19 protein-coding genes are annotated in these 15,611 nt (G+C 67.5%); 8 read left to right on the forward strand and 11 right to left on the reverse strand.

Translation table 11 applies throughout. The features are described 5' to 3' along the window. The first annotated feature begins 1 nt into the window (after position 1). The 6 genes from ABD024_RS15815 to ABD024_RS15840 are packed head-to-tail and all read left to right on the forward strand — an operon-like array spanning position 2 to position 4,712. Positions 2-613, forward strand: a complete 612-nt coding sequence (locus ABD024_RS15815; RefSeq protein WP_343855305.1) for a hypothetical protein — start codon at positions 2-4, stop codon at positions 611-613. Beyond that, positions 610-1,017, forward strand: coding sequence for a hypothetical protein (locus tag ABD024_RS15820; RefSeq protein ID WP_343855306.1), 408 nt, complete (start codon positions 610-612; stop codon positions 1,015-1,017). Before ABD024_RS15815 ends, ABD024_RS15820 begins: the two co-directional genes overlap by 4 nt. Beyond that, entirely contained in the window at positions 1,010-1,207 is a 198-nt protein-coding gene (locus tag ABD024_RS15825) for a helix-turn-helix transcriptional regulator (RefSeq protein WP_343855307.1), read from the forward strand. The genes ABD024_RS15820 and ABD024_RS15825 overlap by 8 nt, the downstream gene beginning before the upstream one ends. Before the next feature lie 3 nt (positions 1,208-1,210). Continuing rightward, complete coding sequence (locus ABD024_RS15830) at positions 1,211-2,779, forward strand: alpha/beta hydrolase (protein WP_343855308.1); 1,569 nt, start codon at positions 1,211-1,213, stop codon at positions 2,777-2,779. After that, positions 2,776-3,510, forward strand: a complete 735-nt coding sequence (locus ABD024_RS15835; protein WP_343855310.1) for an ABC transporter ATP-binding protein — start codon at positions 2,776-2,778, stop codon at positions 3,508-3,510. Before ABD024_RS15830 ends, ABD024_RS15835 begins: the two co-directional genes overlap by 4 nt. Beyond that, positions 3,507-4,712 carry an ABC transporter permease gene (locus ABD024_RS15840; protein ID WP_343855313.1) on the forward strand — a complete coding sequence of 402 codons (1,206 nt, stop codon included), beginning with the start codon at positions 3,507-3,509 and terminating at the stop codon, positions 4,710-4,712. The genes ABD024_RS15835 and ABD024_RS15840 overlap by 4 nt, the downstream gene beginning before the upstream one ends. 56 nt (positions 4,713-4,768) lie before the next feature. Here ABD024_RS15840 and ABD024_RS15845 read toward each other — a convergent pair whose 3' ends face one another. The 3 genes from ABD024_RS15845 to ABD024_RS15855 all read right to left on the reverse strand — a co-directional run bounded on the left by ABD024_RS15845 (position 4,769) and on the right by ABD024_RS15855 (position 7,221). Continuing rightward, positions 4,769-4,960, reverse strand: a complete 192-nt coding sequence (locus tag ABD024_RS15845; RefSeq protein WP_343855315.1) for an EF-hand domain-containing protein — start codon at positions 4,958-4,960, stop codon at positions 4,769-4,771. A gap of 140 nt (positions 4,961-5,100) precedes the next feature. Next, positions 5,101-5,703 carry a GTP cyclohydrolase I FolE gene (folE, locus tag ABD024_RS15850; RefSeq protein ID WP_343855316.1) on the reverse strand — a complete coding sequence of 201 codons (603 nt, stop codon included), beginning with the start codon at positions 5,701-5,703 and terminating at the stop codon, positions 5,101-5,103. A 78-nt stretch (positions 5,704-5,781) separates the two neighbouring features. After that, positions 5,782-7,221, reverse strand: coding sequence for a DNA recombination protein RmuC (locus ABD024_RS15855; protein ID WP_343855317.1), 1,440 nt, complete (start codon positions 7,219-7,221; stop codon positions 5,782-5,784). 125 nt (positions 7,222-7,346) lie between these two features. On the opposite strand from ABD024_RS15855, the gene ABD024_RS15860 reads away from it, so the two are divergent. Further along, positions 7,347-8,540: an NAD(P)/FAD-dependent oxidoreductase gene (locus ABD024_RS15860; RefSeq protein WP_343855318.1), complete on the forward strand. Its 1,194-nt coding sequence runs from the start codon at positions 7,347-7,349 to the stop codon at positions 8,538-8,540. Here ABD024_RS15860 and ABD024_RS15865 read toward each other — a convergent pair whose 3' ends face one another. The 6 genes from ABD024_RS15865 to ABD024_RS15890 all read right to left on the reverse strand — a co-directional run bounded on the left by ABD024_RS15865 (position 8,541) and on the right by ABD024_RS15890 (position 13,443). Beyond that, positions 8,541-9,713, reverse strand: coding sequence for a class I SAM-dependent rRNA methyltransferase (locus ABD024_RS15865; RefSeq protein ID WP_343855319.1), 1,173 nt, complete (start codon positions 9,711-9,713; stop codon positions 8,541-8,543). It abuts the gene before it with no gap. A 60-nt stretch (positions 9,714-9,773) separates the two neighbouring features. Then, the gene (locus ABD024_RS15870; RefSeq protein ID WP_056391163.1) at positions 9,774-10,211 is read right to left on the reverse strand and encodes a hypothetical protein; all 438 of its coding nucleotides are present in this window, start codon (positions 10,209-10,211) and stop codon (positions 9,774-9,776) included. A 43-nt stretch (positions 10,212-10,254) separates the two neighbouring features. Next, positions 10,255-11,436 (reverse strand): glutathionylspermidine synthase family protein, encoded by a 1,182-nt coding sequence (locus ABD024_RS15875; RefSeq protein ID WP_343855320.1) that lies wholly within the window; start codon positions 11,434-11,436, stop codon positions 10,255-10,257. Next, positions 11,436-11,975 (reverse strand): DUF1190 domain-containing protein, encoded by a 540-nt coding sequence (locus ABD024_RS15880; protein ID WP_343855321.1) that lies wholly within the window; start codon positions 11,973-11,975, stop codon positions 11,436-11,438. The genes ABD024_RS15875 and ABD024_RS15880 overlap by 1 nt, the downstream gene beginning before the upstream one ends. An 86-nt stretch (positions 11,976-12,061) precedes the next feature. Continuing rightward, complete coding sequence (locus ABD024_RS15885; RefSeq protein ID WP_343855322.1) at positions 12,062-13,006, reverse strand: serine/threonine protein kinase; 945 nt, start codon at positions 13,004-13,006, stop codon at positions 12,062-12,064. Next, positions 13,003-13,443, reverse strand: coding sequence for a hotdog fold thioesterase (locus ABD024_RS15890; RefSeq protein WP_343855323.1), 441 nt, complete (start codon positions 13,441-13,443; stop codon positions 13,003-13,005). Before ABD024_RS15890 ends, ABD024_RS15885 begins: the two co-directional genes overlap by 4 nt. Positions 13,444-13,497: 54 nt before the next feature. Here ABD024_RS15890 and ABD024_RS15895 point away from each other — a divergent pair, with 54 nt between their 5' ends. Beyond that, positions 13,498-14,562 (forward strand): 2Fe-2S iron-sulfur cluster-binding protein, encoded by a 1,065-nt coding sequence (locus tag ABD024_RS15895; RefSeq protein WP_343855432.1) that lies wholly within the window; start codon positions 13,498-13,500, stop codon positions 14,560-14,562. 75 nt (positions 14,563-14,637) lie between these two features. Here the strand turns inward: ABD024_RS15895 and ABD024_RS15900 are convergent, their stop codons facing one another. Both ABD024_RS15900 and ABD024_RS15905 read right to left on the reverse strand, forming a co-directional pair. Next, positions 14,638-15,081 (reverse strand): rhodanese-like domain-containing protein, encoded by a 444-nt coding sequence (locus ABD024_RS15900; protein ID WP_343855325.1) that lies wholly within the window; start codon positions 15,079-15,081, stop codon positions 14,638-14,640. Positions 15,082-15,182: 101 nt separating this feature from the next. After that, positions 15,183-15,596, reverse strand: a complete 414-nt coding sequence (locus tag ABD024_RS15905) for a hypothetical protein (protein ID WP_343855326.1) — start codon at positions 15,594-15,596, stop codon at positions 15,183-15,185. Positions 15,597-15,611: the final 15 nt, after the last annotated feature.

Genomic DNA, 15,611 nt, shown 5'->3' on the forward strand with positions numbered 1-15,611 from the left:
CATGGCTCGTCTTGGGAACAAGCGATATCAGCGCAACCTGATGATCGCGATGGTGGTGTATGTGGGCCTGATGCTGCTGGTTTGGCCGATGGTGCGCACCGCGCAGTCGCTGCCGCTGAAATGGTTGATTTCGATGGCACCGGTAGTGCCGATGCTTTATGTGATCGGACTGATGGCGCGGCTTGTTCGCGACAGCGACGAGTTGGAACAACGCACCCATCTGCTGGCGCTGGGCGTGGCCACAGCCGTGGTGGGTGTGTTGAGCCTGGTCGGCGGCTTTCTGGCGGCGGGCAAGGTGCTGCCGATCGAGGGCGACATCCTGATCTGGGTGTTCCCGGTATTGATGTTCAGCTACAGCATCGCGCGAGGCTGGGTGGGACGGCGCTATGGCATGTCGCTCGCGTGCGAGGACGAGAAGGGCATGCCGATCTACCAGCGGTGCTTGTGGGTGGCGGTGTTGCTCGTTGTGGTGGCGGCTCTCCGCTGGTCGTCATTGGACGACATCCGCCGTGGTTTTCTTTGGGGAGCGACAGGCGCCATGGTGATCGCCAGCATTGGCCTGGGTGTCGCACGTCGATTGGCCCGCCCTGACGGGGAGGGTCGGAATTCATGACACTGCGCGCCGTGCACAAGCGCTACCTGCGCGAATTCATTCCCGCGATGTTCGCCTATGTCGCGCTGATCATTCTTTACGGCGCGTTCGTCCCCAGGACAGAAAGCGTGTTCCTGAAGGTCGTGCTGGCGTTGCTGCCGCTGATGCCCATCGCGCTGGTAATCCGCGCCATCGTGCGGGTCATCCGGGATCAGGATGAGCTGGAGCGTCGTATCGATCTGGAAGCCATCGCGATCGCTTCGACGACGACCGGATTTGGCTTCTTCAGTTTCGGTCTGCTGACGAGTGCAGTCGACTGGAAGATCGGGTCCGATGCTGTCGCGATCTGGGTGCTGCCCTGCCTGTTCGCTTCCTTTGGCCTGGCGAAGTGCTTCGTGGCATGGCGATACCGCGCTCATGAATAACCAAGTGCGCAAGCTGCGCGGCGAACACGGCTGGTCGCAGGCCGACTTGGCCGAGCGGTTGGACGTCTCGCGGCAGACTGTCAACGCGATCGAGACCGGCAAGTACGATCCCAGCCTGCCGCTGGCGTTCAAGGTCGCGAAACTGTTTGGCCATCCGATTGAATCGATTTTTATACCCGGTGAGGAGTAGGGCATGGCATTGAGTGGACGAACCGCGATCCGCATCGGTGCGGTGGTCGCAGGCTTGGGGTTTCTGGCGTGGAACCAGTTTCACGGCAAGCAACAGGCACCGGCCGCCGCGGCAACGGCAACGGCAACGGCTGCGCCGCAGCCGCCCGCGAAGCCGGCACGCTGGAAGCTGGGCACGCTCACGCTGACCGCGTGCGAATTGACCCAGCCGAACAGCGGGCTCAGCACGGCGGCATGGTGCGCCGACTTCCCGGTGCCGGAAAACCGCGCCGACTCGCACAGCCGCACGATCAAGCTGAAGCTGGCGGTGCTGCGTTCGCGTGCGCAGGTGGCGAATCCCGACATGCTGGCGTTCCTCGCCGGCGGCCCCAGCCAGGCGGCGACCGATTCCGCGGGCCTGGTGGCGTCGGTGCTGAAGCCGCTGCTGGCGCATCGTCATGTCGTGCTGCTGGACCAGCGCGGCACCGGCGGTTCGAATGCGCTCAGCTGCAAGGAGTCCGATGAGACGGTCACGCCGGCGGACGACAGCACGTTCGACGCCGACAAGTTGCGCGCCGCTGCCGCCGACTGCCTGCGGCAACTGGCCGGCCGCGCTGACCCGCGCTACTACACCACCACGATCGCGGCGCAGGACCTGGATGACGTGCGCAAGGCGCTCGGCTCGCCGCCGTTCGACCTGGTCGGCGTGTCGTACGGCACGCGGATGGCGCAGCAGTACCTGCGGCGTTTCCCGGATGCCGTGCGCAGCGTGGTGCTGGACAGCACGGTGCCGAATTCGCTGGCGCTGGGCGAGGATTTCGCGCGCAATCTGGACGACGCGTTGAAGGCGCAGTTCGCCCGCTGCACCGCCGAGCCGGCCTGCAAGAAGCAATTCGGCGATCCGGACCAGACCCTGTACCAGCTGCGCGACGCGCTGCGTGCGAACCCGCACGAGGTCAGCTTCCGCGACCCGCAGAGCTACCAGACGGTGAAGCGGATGCTGGACGAGGATGCGCTGGCCAGCGTGGTGCGCATGTTCGCCTACACGCCGGCCACCGCCGCGCTGCTGCCGCTGTCGATCGACGCGGCCGCGCATGGCGACGTCGGCCCGTTGCTTGGCCAGGCCAAATTGCTGTCCGGCGAGTTGTCCGAGCTGATGGGCAGTGGCATGCAGTACTCGGTGATTTGCAGCGAGGACGCCGACCTGCTTGCGGCGCGCCCGCAGGATGCACACACCATCCTCGGCACGCGCATGGTCGATGCGCTGAAGGCGGTTTGCTCGGTGTGGCCGAAAGGCACGCGTCCGGCCGATTTCCATGCGCCGCTGAAGACCGACAAGCCAATCCTGCTGCTGGCCGGCCAGTACGACCCGGTGACTCCGCCGCGCTACGCCGAGGAGGTGGCCAGGGGCTTGCCGAACGCGCGCGTACTCACCCTCAAGGGCCAGGCGCACAGCGTCATGGCAGCCGGCTGCACGCCGCAGCTGATCCAGCATTTCATCGAGAAACCCGATCCGAAGATGCTGGACGCCGGCTGTCTCGACCGCCTGCAGCCCACGCCGATCTTCATCGACTTCAACGGAGCTACGCCATGATCGAGGTAAGGGATTTGCACAAGGCGTTCGGCGCAGTGAAAGCCGTCGACGGTGCCAGCTTCATCGCCCGCGACGGCGAGATCACCGGCCTGCTCGGCCCCAACGGCGCCGGCAAGACCACCACGCTGCGCATGCTGTACACGCTGATGGCGCCGGACCGCGGCCAGGTGCTGGTCGACGGCATCGACGCGGCGGTCGACCCGCTCGGCGTGCGCCGCCAGCTCGGCGTGTTGCCGGACGCGCGCGGCCTGTACAAGCGGCTCAGCGCACGCGAGAACATCGACTACTTCGGTCGCCTGCACGGCTTGCCGGAGGACCTGCTGGCCAGTCGGCGCGAGGCGCTGGTGAAGGCGCTGGAGATGGACGACATCGCCGACCGGCGCACCGAGGGCTTCTCGCAGGGCCAGCGGGTGAAGACCGCGATCGCCCGCGCCCTGGTGCACGACCCGCGCAACGTGATCCTCGACGAGCCGACCAACGGCCTCGACGTGATGGCCACGCGCGCCTTGCGTCAGTTCATGTTGCGCCTGAAGGGCGAGGGCCGCTGCGTGCTGTTTTCCAGCCACATCATGCAGGAGGTCGCCGCGCTGTGTGATCGCATCGTGGTGATCGCAAATGGGCGCGTGGTCGCCGACGAGTCGCCCGACGCGCTGCGCGCGCAGACCGGCACGACCAACCTGGAGGATGCGTTCGTGAAGATCATCGGCAGCGAAGAGGGCCTGGCCGCATGAATACGGAAACATCGAAAATCCATCGCGGCCGCGCCATCCTCACCGTGTTCCTGAAGGAGGTGAAGGAGAACCTGCGCGACCGCCGCACCCTGATGAGTGCGTTCCTCACCGGCCCGTTGCTGGGGCCGTTGCTGTTCGTGATGCTGATCAATCTCACCCTCAGCCGCGAACTGGACAAGGCGGAGAAACCGTTGTCAGTGCCGGTGATCGGCGCCGAGTTCGCGCCGAACCTGCTCGACGCGCTGAAAGCCGGCGGTGTGGTACCGGGCGCGGCGGTGGCCGATCCCGCGCAGACCGTGCGCAAGAAGGACGCCGACGTGGTGCTGCGCATCGCCTCCGACTACGGCAAGGCCTGGCGCCAGGGCGAGCCGGTGCAGGTGGAGCTGTTCTACGACTCCTCGTTGCGCGAAGCCGGCAGCTCGGTGGAACGGGTGACCCGGCTGGTCGAAGGCTACGCCCGCCAGCAGGGTGCGATGCGACTGGTTGCGCGCGGCATGTCGCCGAGCACGGCGTGGCCGCTGCAGGTGGCCCAGCGTGACCAGGCCACGCCGCAGTCGCGCGGCGTGCTGATGTTCGCGATGCTGCCGTATTTCTTCGTGATCACCATCTTCATGGGTGGCATGTACCTGGCGATCGACCTCACCGCCGGCGAGCGTGAGCGGCAATCGCTGGAGCCGCTGTTCGCCAACCCTGTGCCGCGCTGGAAGATCCTGTGCGGCAAACTGGCGGCGATCTGCACGTTCTCCACCGCCAGCCTGCTGATCACCCTGCTGGCATTCGCCGTGGTGGGACAGTTCATTCCTGCCGAGAAGATCGGCATGGAACTGGACCTCGGCGTGCACTTCGCCACGCACGTGCTGCTGCTGATGCTGCCGCTGGTGCTGCTGCTGTCCGCGCTGCAGTCGATGGTGGCGGCGTTCGCCAAGAGCTACCGCGAGGCGCAGACCTACATCTCGCTGCTGATGCTGGTGCCGATCATCCCCAGCGCGGTGCTGTCGTTCATGCCGATCAAGGCGCAGGCGTGGATGTACGCGGTGCCGCTGCTGGGCCAGAACCTCGGCATCATGCAGCTGCTGCGCGGCGACGGCGTCACCGGCGAGCAACTCGGTCTGTGCCTGGCCGGCAGCCTCGCCGCGGCACTGCTCGCGGTGCTGGCGACGATCCAGCTGTACCGCTCCGAGAAGCTGGCGATTTCCACCTGAGACCCTGACCGTGTGCAGGCGCGCACAGGATGCGCCCCTGCACGTCTTCGGGGGTGTCAGCATGGCGGGGCGGTCAGTTCGCGTGCGTTGAGGTAGCCGTCGCGGTTGCGATCCAGCTTGTGGAATTGCCGGCGCAGGTTGGCCTGGTATTCCTGAAGCGTGATCGGCTGGCCACGACCGCCGGGCAGTTCGCTGACCTCGATGATGCCGTCGCCGTTGCTGTCCATGCTCCGGAAGCCGCGGCCCATGTACGCAAGGTACTCGGCTTCACCGACGCGGCCATCGCCGTTGCCGTCGAACCGTTGCAGGTACTGCGCCCGGGTGTCCTGCGCCGGCGTCGCCGGCGAGGCCAGCAGCAGCGCCAGCGCGATTCCGGCCAGTCGCGTGTTCAGCGGTTGCTGCCGTGGATGCCGATGAATTGCAGGAACTCGGCGCGGGTGCGTGCGTCGTCGCGGAAGGTGCCGAGCATCTGGCTGGTCACCATCGACACGCCGCGCTTGTGCACGCCACGGGTGGTCATGCATTCGTGGCTGGCGTCGACCACCACCGCCACGCCGGCCGGCTGCAGGGTTTCCTGGATGCACTGGGCGATCTGCGCGGTGAGCTTCTCCTGCACCTGGAAGCGGCGTGCGAAGCCTTCCACCACGCGAGCCAGCTTGCTGATGCCGACCACCCGGTTGGTCGGCAGGTAGCCGACGTGGGCGCGGCCGATGATCGGCGCCATGTGGTGCTCGCAATGGCTTTCGAATTCGATGTCGCGCAGCACCACCATCTCGTCATAGCCGTTCACCTCCTTGAAGGTGCGGCGCAGGTAGTCGGCCGGGTCGGATTCGTAGCCGGAGAACCAGTCGCGGTACGCCTTGACCACCCGCTTGGGCGTGTCCAGCAGGCCTTCGCGCGCCGGATCTTCGCCGGCCCAGCGCAGCAAGGTGCGCACGGCCTCTTCGGCCTGTTCGCGAGTGACGTCGTTCGGATGGGGCTGGTCGCTCATGCGGATGCCTTTGGGGTTGCGGGGCGGATCAGTTTAACGGCAGCGTCAAGCTCGCGCAGGCGCGGGCTTGGGGGATGCTCAGATCTCCGGGTCGTCGCTGTCGTCCAGCGCCGGCGCGTCGCCCAGCAGCTGCTGGGTGACTTCGCCCGGCGCGATTTCCACGCCGCGCAGTTTGCGTTCGATCGCGCGGGTGCGCTGGCCGGTCGCGTCGATTTGATTGCTGGCCTGGTCGAGATTCTTCTTGACCTTGTCCAGTACCACGCCGAACTTGCCGAACTCGGTCTTGACCGCGCCCAGCAGCTGCCATACCTCGCTGCTGCGTTTCTCGATCGCCAACGTGCGGAAGCCGGCCTTGAGGCTGGTCAGGATTGCTGCCAGTGTGGTCGGTCCAGCGACCGTGATGTGGTGGTCGCGCTGCAGTGATTCGAACAGGCCCGGCCGCCGCAGCACCTCGGCGAACAAACCCTCGGTGGGTAGGAACAGGATGGCGAAATCCACCGTGTGCGGAGGTGCCACGTACTTGCTGCGGATGCGCTTGGCCTCGTCGCGTACGCGCCGCTCCAGCGCATTGGCGGCGTCCGCTGCGGCGGTGGCGTTGGCGTTCTCCTGGGCCTCCTGCAGGCGCTGGTAGTCCTCGAGCGGAAACTTGGCGTCGATCGGCAACCACAACGCGGCACCATCGACGCCGTTAGGCATGTGAATGGCGTATTCAACCCGTGCGTCGGAGTTGGGCACCACGGCCACGTTGACTGCGTACTGGTCAGGCGTCAGGAGCTGTTCGAGCAGCGCTCCGAGCTGGGTTTCACCCAGTACACCGCGCGTCTTCACGTTGGTCAGCACGCGCTTCAGATCACCCACGCCGATCGCCAGGTTCTGCATCTCGCCAAGGCCGCGCTGCACCGCTTCCAGCCGGTCGGAAACGAGCTTGAACGATTCGCCCAGGCGGGTTTCGAGGGTGGCGTGCAACTTTTCATCGACGGTGGCACGCATCTGTTCGAGCTTGGCTGCGTTGTCCTGCTGGATCGCGCCGAGCTTGGCCTCCAGCGTGGCGCGCACTTCGCCCATGCGTTTCTCGTGCTCGGCGCTGAGCGCGGCGAAACGCTGTTGCTGCTGCTCGCCGAAATGGTTGAGGGCGAGCGTGGTTTCCGCGCGGCTCTTGCGCGCGTCCTCGGTGAGTTGCTGTGCCAGCGTCTGCAGGCCCTGGTTGGTGCCGTCGGTGAGCGCGGCAAGGCGCTGGCCGAAGCCATCGATGCGCTCGGCCTGCTGCTGCGACATGCCGTTGAGTTGTTCGCCGAGGTGGCCGCGGAAGCGGTCGAAGCCCTGTTGCAGTTCCTCGCGGCCGGCGCGCTGCTCCTCGCGCAAGGTGCGCTCGACGCGCGCACTGTCGTCCTTCAATGCGTCCAGCTTCGCGCCGAGGCCGGGGTCGCCGCGGCCGCGCAGCAGCGCCGCTATCTGCAACAGCAGCACCAGCGCGGCGAGGATGACGAGGGCGATCAGCAGGATTTCATTGAGTGGCATGGAACGTTTTCCCGGGTCGATGCATCCAGTGTACGTCGGGCGGTCTCATCGGCTGCGCCTGGATTTCACGTTGCCGCTGCCAGGGCGGTGCATCATGGGCCGATACGTCGGCCTGGGAGAGCGTCATGGAACATGTTCACGATTACCTGATCATCGGTGCCGGCATGGCTGCCGATGCGGCTGCCAAGGCGATTCGCGAGGTCGATGCCGCCGCGAACGTTGGTATGGTCGGCGCTGAGACACCGCCGCCGTATCAACGGCCGCCGCTGTCGAAGGCGCTGTGGAAGGGCGACAAGTCGGTGGCCGACATCGACCTGGCCACCGCGCAAAGCGGCGCGACCTTGCACCTGGGCCGCCGCATCGAATCGCTGCACCGGGTGGCGCGCACCGCGCGCGATGACCACGGCGATACCTATCGCTACCGCCGCCTGCTGCTGGCCACCGGCGCCACGCCGCGGCGGCTGCCGTTCGAAGGCGACGAGCGCATCATCCATTTCCGCACGCTGGACGATTACCAGGCCTTGCGGCGTTATGCGCAGCCCGGCGCCTTCATCGCGGTGATCGGCGGCGGCTTCATCGGCTGCGAGCTGGCGGCGTCGCTGTGCAGCCTCGGCTGCAAGGTGACCTTGCTGTTTCCTGGCGAGACGATCGGCGCGGGGCGCTACCCCGATGGCCTGGCGCACTATCTCGACGACTACTACCGCAGCCGCGGCGTGGACGTGCGCAGCGGTGTGCGCGTGCAGGGCAGCAACCCCACCGACGGCGGTGTGGAGTTGGTGCTGTCCGACGGCAGCCTGCTGCGCGTGGAGGCGGCGGTGGCCGGCCTCGGCGTGACGCCCGACACCGCCCTGGCCGAGCAGGCCGGGCTCACGGTCGACGACGGCATCGTGGTCGACGCCCACCTGCGCAGCAGCGATGCGGACATCTGGGCCGCCGGCGACGTGGCGAATTTCCGCAGCGCGGCGCTGGATCGACGCCTTCGCGTCGAGCATGAAGATGCGGCGGTCAGCATGGGCCGGCTCGCTGGCCGTGCGATGGCCGGGGTCGAGGAGGCTTACACCACGCTGCCGTTCTTCTATTCCGACTTGTTCGATCTCGGCTATGAAGCGGTCGGCCTGCTGGATACGCGACTGGAGGTGGTCGAGGACTGGCGCGAGCCGAACCGCGAAGGCGTGGTGTATTACCTCGAGGCCGGTCGCGTGCGCGGCGTGCTGTTGTGGAACACGTGGGATCAGGTGGATGCCGCGCGCGAGCTGATCGCGCAACCCGGCCCATTCGACGCCGCCTCACTGCGCGGGCGGCTGCCGCGCGGTGGCTGATCAATCCACCCGGCAGAACACCGCCTTCAGGTAACGCCCTTCCGGCACGTCGGTGCGGAACGGGTGGTCGGCGCCGGCGCCGCGCACTTCCAGCACCTGGATTTCGCGGCCGGCGTTGAGCGCCACCCGGCGCAGCATCTCCAGGAACTCGCCTTCGCCGACCAGGCCGGTGCACGAGCAGGTCAGCAACAGGCCGCCGGGCGGGATGATGTCCAGCGCCATGCGATTCATCGCGAAGTACTTCTTCAGCGCGTCCATCACCTTGCTGCGGTCGCGGGTGAGCTTGGCCGGGTCGAGGATCACTGCGTCGTAGCGTTCGCCACGTGCGACGGCAGCGCGTACCCAGTCGAAGATGTCGGATTGTTCGAACGTGACAGCGACGTTGTTGGCGGCGGCGTTGGCACGGGCGACTTCCAGGATGCCCGCATCCAGATCCACGCCAACCGCCTCGCGCGCGCCGGCTGCCATCGCGTGCACGGCGAAGCCGCCGGCGTTGCAGCACAGGTCGAGCACGCGGCGGCCCTTCGCCAGTTCGGCGAAACGTTTGCGGTTGTCGCGCTGGTCGGCGAAGAAGCCGGTCTTGTGGCCGGAGCCCGGCGCGGCGTGGAAGCGCAGGCCGTGTTCGTGCACCTCGAATGCTTCCGGCACATCGGGGCTGCGGCAGTCGAACGATTCCTGCTTCTGCACGTGCGACTCGGCGAACCAGTACAGCTGCGCGCCGGGGAAGTGCGTCAGCAGGGCGGCATGGATCGCCTCGCGGAAACGCCACATGCCGGCGGCGAAGTATTCGATGACGAGGATGTCGGCGTAGCGGTCGACGATCAGGCCCGAGAGGCCATCGCCCTCGCTGTGCACCACGCGCCAAGCGTCGCTGACGGCATCGAGCTGCAGCCAATCACGACGCAATTGCACGGCACGGGCGATGCGCGCGGCGATCCACTCGGCGTCGATGCTGGCGTCCGGATGCGTGTCGAGCAGGCGCAGCGCGATGCGCGCGTGGCCGTTCCAGAATGCGCGGCCGACGAAGCGGCCCTTCGCATCCTGCACCTCGACCACGCTGCCCGGCGGCAGCTTCGACTCCGGTTTATAGATCTGCGCCGACCACACCCATGGATGGCCGGGGTTGCGATCGGACTTCAGGCGGATGACGGGTAACGCAGCGGGACTATTCATCCACGCATGATAGCTGGTGCTTCGCTTATCCCCGGCAGGCAGTGCAAGGGCGAAGCGTTTTCAGCGCAGGCGCAGCACCAGCCACGACAGCAGCGCCAGCAGATTGATGCCCAGCCGCGACACGGCCGGGCCGGCGACGGCGAGCACGAAACCCTGGGTGCCGAAGTGCCAGTCGATGCCCAGCCGCGGCGCGGCCTGCAAGGTGGCGAACACGTTGACGAACGCGCCGCTGTGCAGCGCATAACTGAATACCGGCGTGGCGATCAGCGGCAGTTGCAGCAGCTGCGCCCAGCGCGATAGCCGCACGCCGCTCTCGCTGCCTTCCAGCAACAGTACGCCGGCAACCAGCACGAAGCCGAACAGGAGCAGGCCGATCAGCGCGACGATGCTGTCGTGGGTCGAGCCCAGCGGCAGCAGGCGGCGCAGCATCACGGTCACGCCATACAGGCCGCCGGCAACCTCGAAAATGCCGATCAAGCGGAACAGAAAGTTGCGCACGCGTGGTCCTTCGTTCGGAGAAGACGCAAGCTTAGCCGAGCCGTCAGGCCATCAGCACGCCGCGCGCTTCCTCGACGATCGCATGCGGCACGAAGCGGGCGCTGTCCTGGGTGACCAGCGAGCTGTCTTCGCGTATGCCGATGCCGCAGGCGCGGTCGCCGACCACCCAGCTGCCGATCAGCGGGTAGTGGCCGTCGAAAGCGGGCAGCGGGTGGCAGGCCTGGCGGATGCACGGGCCATCGCGGTACGGGCCGTCGGTGCGCAGTTCGCGACCGTCGTCCAAATGCATCGCGATGTTGGCGCCTTCGCGCGAATGCAGCGGCTTGCGCACCCAGCCGCGCGGCAACGCACCGCCGTTGTCGAACGCCGCCGGCAGGAGGTTCGGATGGCCGCGATGGGCGTCCCACAGCAGCGGCAGGATGCCCTTGTTGCTCAGCAGCGCCTTCCACGGCGGCTCGATCAGTTGCAGGCCGGAATGGGGCAGGTACGCGCCGAACGATTCGCGGAACATGTCCTCCAGCGGGTACAGCTTGAACAGGCAGCCGATCACCTGGTCGTCGAGATCGGTGAAGCGGCCATCTTCGGAAATGCCGATGTCCTCGATCGCCAGCGCGCCGCAGTCGATGCCCGCCTGCAGCGCGCAATCGCGCAGGTAGGCCACCGTGCCCTGGTCTTCCACCGAGTCGCGCACCGCGGCAAAATGAAACGGCCGCGCGATGCCGCGCGCGATCGTGCCGAACGCTTCCACCAGGGATTCGTAGATCGAATTGAACTGGTCGCTGCCGACCGGCAGCTGGCCGCGGGCGAGCTGGTCCTCCAGCCATTGCCACTGGAAGAACGCAGCCTCGAACAGCGAGGTCGGCGTGTCGTAGTTCAATTCGTAGAGCTTGGCCGGGCCGGTGCCGTCGTAGGCGAAATCCATGCGGCCGTACAGGTGCGGCTGGCGCGCGCGCCAGCTCTGCGCGATCCAGTCGCGGTACGGCTCCGGGATCGCCAGCTGCTGCATGTGCTGCTCGCTGCCGACGATGCGCTCGACCATGTCCAGCGCCATCGCGTGCAGTTCCTCGCTGGGCGCCTCGATGTCGTTCTCGATCTCGCGCAGGCTGAACGCGTAGTACGCCGACTCGTCCCAGTACGGCGCATCGTCGATGGTGTGGAAACCGAAGCCGCACGCGGCGGCCTTGGCGCGCCAGTCGGGGCGCTCGGCCGTGCTGACCCGGCGCATCAGCCGCCGATGCCGCGGCTGCTGCCGGACGTGCCGAAGCCGGAACGGCTGCTGGTGACCGCGCGGTTTGGCGTGGCGTTGACCGGCACCATCGCGGTACCGGCGCCGCCGCGATAGACGCCGCCGGCACCGGTGGCCGGGCGCTGCCAGCCGCCGTTGCTGTCGCGGAACGCCGGCGCGCTGTTGAAGCCGTTGGCGGCCACGCCGTTGCGCGACATCATCTGCGACAGGAAGAAGCCGGTCATCAGCGGGCCGAAGAACGAATGGCTGGCGCCGTCGTTGCGCTCGGCGCACTTTTCCTTGCCGTAGCTGGCTTCGCATTCCTCGCGGTTGGCGAAGCGCGGCGCGGTGGCCACCGCGTCCTGCTGCGCCTTGGCGAACGCCTGCTGGCAGGTGTTGCTGTCGTTGGTCTGCGCCACGCAGGCCTCGACCGAGGTGTACAGGCCTTCGCGCGACGCGCTTTCGCTGCGGTCGCAGGCGGTCAGCAACAACGGGGCCGTGCTCATCAGCAGCAGGGCGGCGGTGCGGGATCGTTTCATGGACACACTCGGCAAGATATCCGGCCAAGCATGCCTGCTTGCGCGCGAGGAGGGAAGTTCTTGCGATCGAATGCCGCAGCGCTCCCTCATTCCAGCTCGTCGGCCAGTTCGTGCAGGTCGGCGATGTGCTGTTCCCACCAGCGCGATTCGGCGGCGAACGGGAACGCGGCGGGAAACGCCGGGTCGTGCCAGCGCGCGGCGATCCAGCCGGCGTAGTGCAGCTGGCGCATCGCGCGCAATGCGGGAGTCAGCGCCAGCTCGGCGTGATCGAAATCGCGGAACTGCTGGTAGCCCTCGAGCACGGCTTCCATCGCGCGCGCGTCGTTCGCCAGCATCCACAGATCCTGCACCGCCGGGCCGGTGCGCGCGTCGTCGAAGTCGACGAAGTGCGGGCCGGCGTCGGTCCACAGCACGTTGCCCGGGTGGCAGTCGCCGTGCAGGCGCAGCTGGCGCACTGGGCCGATAGCCTCCAGGCGTGCGGCGATCGCCGCATCCAGCCGCGTCGCGGCGGCGCGGTAGTTGGTCTGCAGCGAGGCCGGCAGCAGCGACGAGCCGAGTACCGCCTGCATCGGCTGCAGCACCATCGTGTCGCGGTCGAGCTTGCCGCGATGGGCAAACGGCGCACGGGCACCGATCAGGTGCATGCGTGCGATCAGCCGGCCCAGCCATTGCAGTTGGTCGATCGCTTCCAGCTCCGGCGCGCGGCCGCCGCGGCGTGGCGTCAACGCGTAGCGGAAGCCGCTGTGATGCAGCAGGGTGCGGCCGCCAAAGACGAGCGGCGCCACCACCGGCAGTTCGGCATCGGCCAGCTCTTGGATGAACGCATGTTCCTCAATGATCGCCGAATCGCTCCAGCGGCCGGGCCGGTAGAACTTCGCGATTACCGGCGTAGCGTCTTCCAGGCCGACCTGCCAGACCCGGTTCTCGTAGCTGTTCAGCGCCAGCAGCCGGCCGTCCGGCCACAGGCCGCAGGCGCTCACCGCGTCGAGCACCAGGTCGGGGGTGAGGCTGGCGTACGGGGTGTCGTTCAACGCGTGCCCATGCCGCGCGCCGGGATCACCGCCATGGTGATGCGCGAGATGCACACCAGCGCGCCTTCCTCGTTCTCGATGCGGATCTCCCACACCTGGGTGGTGCGGCCGAGGTGCAGCGCCTTCGCGGTGCCGGTCACCGTGCCGCTGCGCACGCCGCGGACGTGGTTCGCGTTGATGTCCAGGCCTACCGCCAGTTCCTTCTCTGGGTCCAGCGTGAGCATCGCCGCGGTGCTGCCCAAGGTCTCGGCCAGCGCCACCGAAGCGCCGCCGTGCAGCAGGCCGTACGGCTGGTGGGTGCGTGAGTCGACCGGCATGCTGCCGGCGAGCCAGTCGTCGCCGACCGCGGTGATGCGGATGCCCAGCGCCTCCATCATGGTGTTGGCGCTCCAGCCGTTGAGGCGGGCGAGGTCGGTGGGTTGTTTCCAGAGGCTCATCGTTGATTCCCGTGATGCGAGCCCGCATTGTTGTCCGCTGCGATCGCCGCGACAATGCACCTGGTGTTTACCGTCACTCTCAAATCTACCGGCCGCCAGTTTCCGGTGGCGGCCGGCGAAACCGTGCTGGAAGCGGCGCAACGCGCGGGCGTGGCGTTGCCGTATTCCTGTCGCGCCGGCGTCTGCGGCAGCTGCAAGGCGACCCTGCTGGACGGGCGCTGCGAGTATCCGCGCAACCCGCCGCTGGCACTGAACGCCAGCGCGCTGGCCCAGCACGCGGTGCTGCTGTGCCAGGCGGTGGCGGCCAGCGACCTGCTGCTGGAGGCGCGTGAAGTCGCCTCGGTGGAAGACATCGCGCGGCGCCAGCTCGGCGTGGTGGTGGTCGACAAGTGGCGGCTGACGCCGGACGTGATCGGCCTGCGCCTGCGCCCGGATCGCGGCGAGCGCCGGCTGCGGCGGCTGCCGGGCCAGTACCTGGACGTGCTGCTGGAGAACGGCAGGCGCCGGCCGTTCTCGATTGCCAATCGCCCGCAGCCGGACGGCACGATCGAGCTGCACGTGCGTCATGTCGCCGGCGGCGGCTTCACCTCATGGGTCGACGACGTGCTCAAGGTCGGCGACCGCCTGCGCATCGAGGGGCCGCTGGGTACCTTCGTGCCGCGCGAGGATTCCGAGCGGCCGATGATCTTCATGGCTGGCGGCACCGGCTTCGCCCCGGTCAAGGCGATCGTCGAGCACTTCATCGCGCTGGGCACGCGCCGGCGGATGGAGTTGTACTGGGGCGCACGCAGCGCGGCGGACCTGTACCTGCGCGCGCTGGCCGAACATTGGGCACGCGACGTGCCGAACCTCGCGTTTCACGCCGTGGTGTCCGACCCGGAGCGCGCCGACGGCCTGCGCACGGGGCTGGTGCACGAAGCGGTGCTGGAAGACCAGCCCGACCTGTCCGGCCACGACCTGTACATGAGCGGCCCGCCGGCGATGATCGACGCCGGGCATCAGCTGTTCCTCGACGCCGGGCTGCCGGAAGAGCGGCTGTACTACGACTCGTTCGAATACGCGCCGGACGTGCTGGCGGCGATCATCGCCGGGCGTGCCGGCATCCACGATTTTTTGTAGGGCGAGGCTTTTGCCAGCGGTGGAGAAAGAGCATCGCGCACCGCGCCTGCCCCGGATTGATCCGGGGGTGTGCGCCTACCGGCCCTTGGCCACCGGCAACTGCGCCGCGTGCCACGCCAGCACGCCGCCACCCAGCGTATAGACCTTGCCGAAGCCGGCCTTGACCAGCCGCTGCGCGGCCTTCACCGAATTGCCGCGGCCGTCCTTGTCCATCACCACCACCGGCAGCTCCCTCGCCTTGGCCAGTTCCTTGTGTTCCGGGTCGAACTGGCTCATCGCCACGTGTTTCGCGCCGGGCACGTGCATCTTCTCGAACTCGGCGATCGCCGACAGGTCGATCAGCAGCGGGCTTTCGCGGTTGATCAGCTGGGTCAGGCCGGTCGGGCTGAGTTCCTTGATCTTGCTGAACAGGGTGCTGAGCTGCATGACGATCAACGCCACCAGCAGGACCGCGAACAGGGCCGACAAGGCCACATGGTTGCCGATAAATTCGGGCAGCTTGTGCAGGAAATCGTTCATCGTCAGTCCACTGTGCCCTGATGGCATCCGCTCGGGTGAACCGGCGATTATACGGGTATGCCGTGATCGGCGCGGGGCACCCGCCGATCCGGGGCCGGCGCTCAGTCCTGGGTGATGTCCGGCAAGCCGCTGGTCAGCCACCAGTGCTTGGTCTTCTCGTCGTAGTGCCAGGTCTGGTGGTCGACGACGCTGCGCTCGGACTGGGTGTGGATGTTGACCAGGCTGATCGTCGCGGTCTGCTGCACGTCGAAGTCGCCGGTCGGCACCGGGCCGGCGCCGTCGTCGTACTCGCTCACCCGTACCTGCTGGTAGCGCGCCAGCTCCAGCGGGCTCAGCGGGTGGGCGGCGCGCACCGTCGGGTCGATGAACTGCGCGGCGCTCTGGAAATCGCCCCAGCGCAGTGCACTGCCGTAGGCCTTGAGCGTGGTGGTCAGCGCGTCGCTGCGGGTCTTGGTGGCGCAGCCGGCGAGCAACAACACGGACAGCACGACAAGGATGCTCAGGATGCGGCGCATGGTGGTTCCTCCCCC

Source organism: Rhodanobacter soli (assembly GCF_039523495.1).
GTDB classification, from domain to species: domain Bacteria; phylum Pseudomonadota; class Gammaproteobacteria; order Xanthomonadales; family Rhodanobacteraceae; genus Rhodanobacter; species Rhodanobacter soli.

Excerpts from the sequence above, each read along its gene's own strand:
- ABD024_RS15815 (WP_343855305.1), top strand. The coding sequence starts at position 2 with ATGGCTCGTCTTGGGAACAAGCGATATCAGCGCAACCTGATGATCGCG.
- ABD024_RS15820 (WP_343855306.1), top strand. The coding sequence starts at position 610 with ATGACACTGCGCGCCGTGCACAAGCGCTACCTGCGCGAATTCATTCCC.
- ABD024_RS15825 (WP_343855307.1), top strand. The coding sequence starts at position 1,010 with ATGAATAACCAAGTGCGCAAGCTGCGCGGCGAACACGGCTGGTCGCAG.
- ABD024_RS15830 (WP_343855308.1), top strand. The coding sequence starts at position 1,211 with ATGGCATTGAGTGGACGAACCGCGATCCGCATCGGTGCGGTGGTCGCA.
- ABD024_RS15835 (WP_343855310.1), top strand. The coding sequence starts at position 2,776 with ATGATCGAGGTAAGGGATTTGCACAAGGCGTTCGGCGCAGTGAAAGCC.
- ABD024_RS15840 (WP_343855313.1), top strand. The coding sequence starts at position 3,507 with ATGAATACGGAAACATCGAAAATCCATCGCGGCCGCGCCATCCTCACC.
- ABD024_RS15845 (WP_343855315.1), bottom strand. The coding sequence starts at position 4,960 with ATGGGCCGCGGCTTCCGGAGCATGGACAGCAACGGCGACGGCATCATC.
- folE (WP_343855316.1), bottom strand. The coding sequence starts at position 5,703 with ATGAGCGACCAGCCCCATCCGAACGACGTCACTCGCGAACAGGCCGAA.
- ABD024_RS15855 (WP_343855317.1), bottom strand. The coding sequence starts at position 7,221 with ATGCCACTCAATGAAATCCTGCTGATCGCCCTCGTCATCCTCGCCGCG.
- ABD024_RS15860 (WP_343855318.1), top strand. The coding sequence starts at position 7,347 with ATGGAACATGTTCACGATTACCTGATCATCGGTGCCGGCATGGCTGCC.
- ABD024_RS15865 (WP_343855319.1), bottom strand. The coding sequence starts at position 9,713 with ATGAATAGTCCCGCTGCGTTACCCGTCATCCGCCTGAAGTCCGATCGC.
- ABD024_RS15875 (WP_343855320.1), bottom strand. The coding sequence starts at position 11,436 with ATGCGCCGGGTCAGCACGGCCGAGCGCCCCGACTGGCGCGCCAAGGCC.
- ABD024_RS15880 (WP_343855321.1), bottom strand. The coding sequence starts at position 11,975 with ATGAAACGATCCCGCACCGCCGCCCTGCTGCTGATGAGCACGGCCCCG.
- ABD024_RS15890 (WP_343855323.1), bottom strand. The coding sequence starts at position 13,443 with ATGAGCCTCTGGAAACAACCCACCGACCTCGCCCGCCTCAACGGCTGG.
- ABD024_RS15895 (WP_343855432.1), top strand. The coding sequence starts at position 13,498 with ATGCACCTGGTGTTTACCGTCACTCTCAAATCTACCGGCCGCCAGTTT.
- ABD024_RS15900 (WP_343855325.1), bottom strand. The coding sequence starts at position 15,081 with ATGAACGATTTCCTGCACAAGCTGCCCGAATTTATCGGCAACCATGTG.
- ABD024_RS15905 (WP_343855326.1), bottom strand. The coding sequence starts at position 15,596 with ATGCGCCGCATCCTGAGCATCCTTGTCGTGCTGTCCGTGTTGTTGCTC.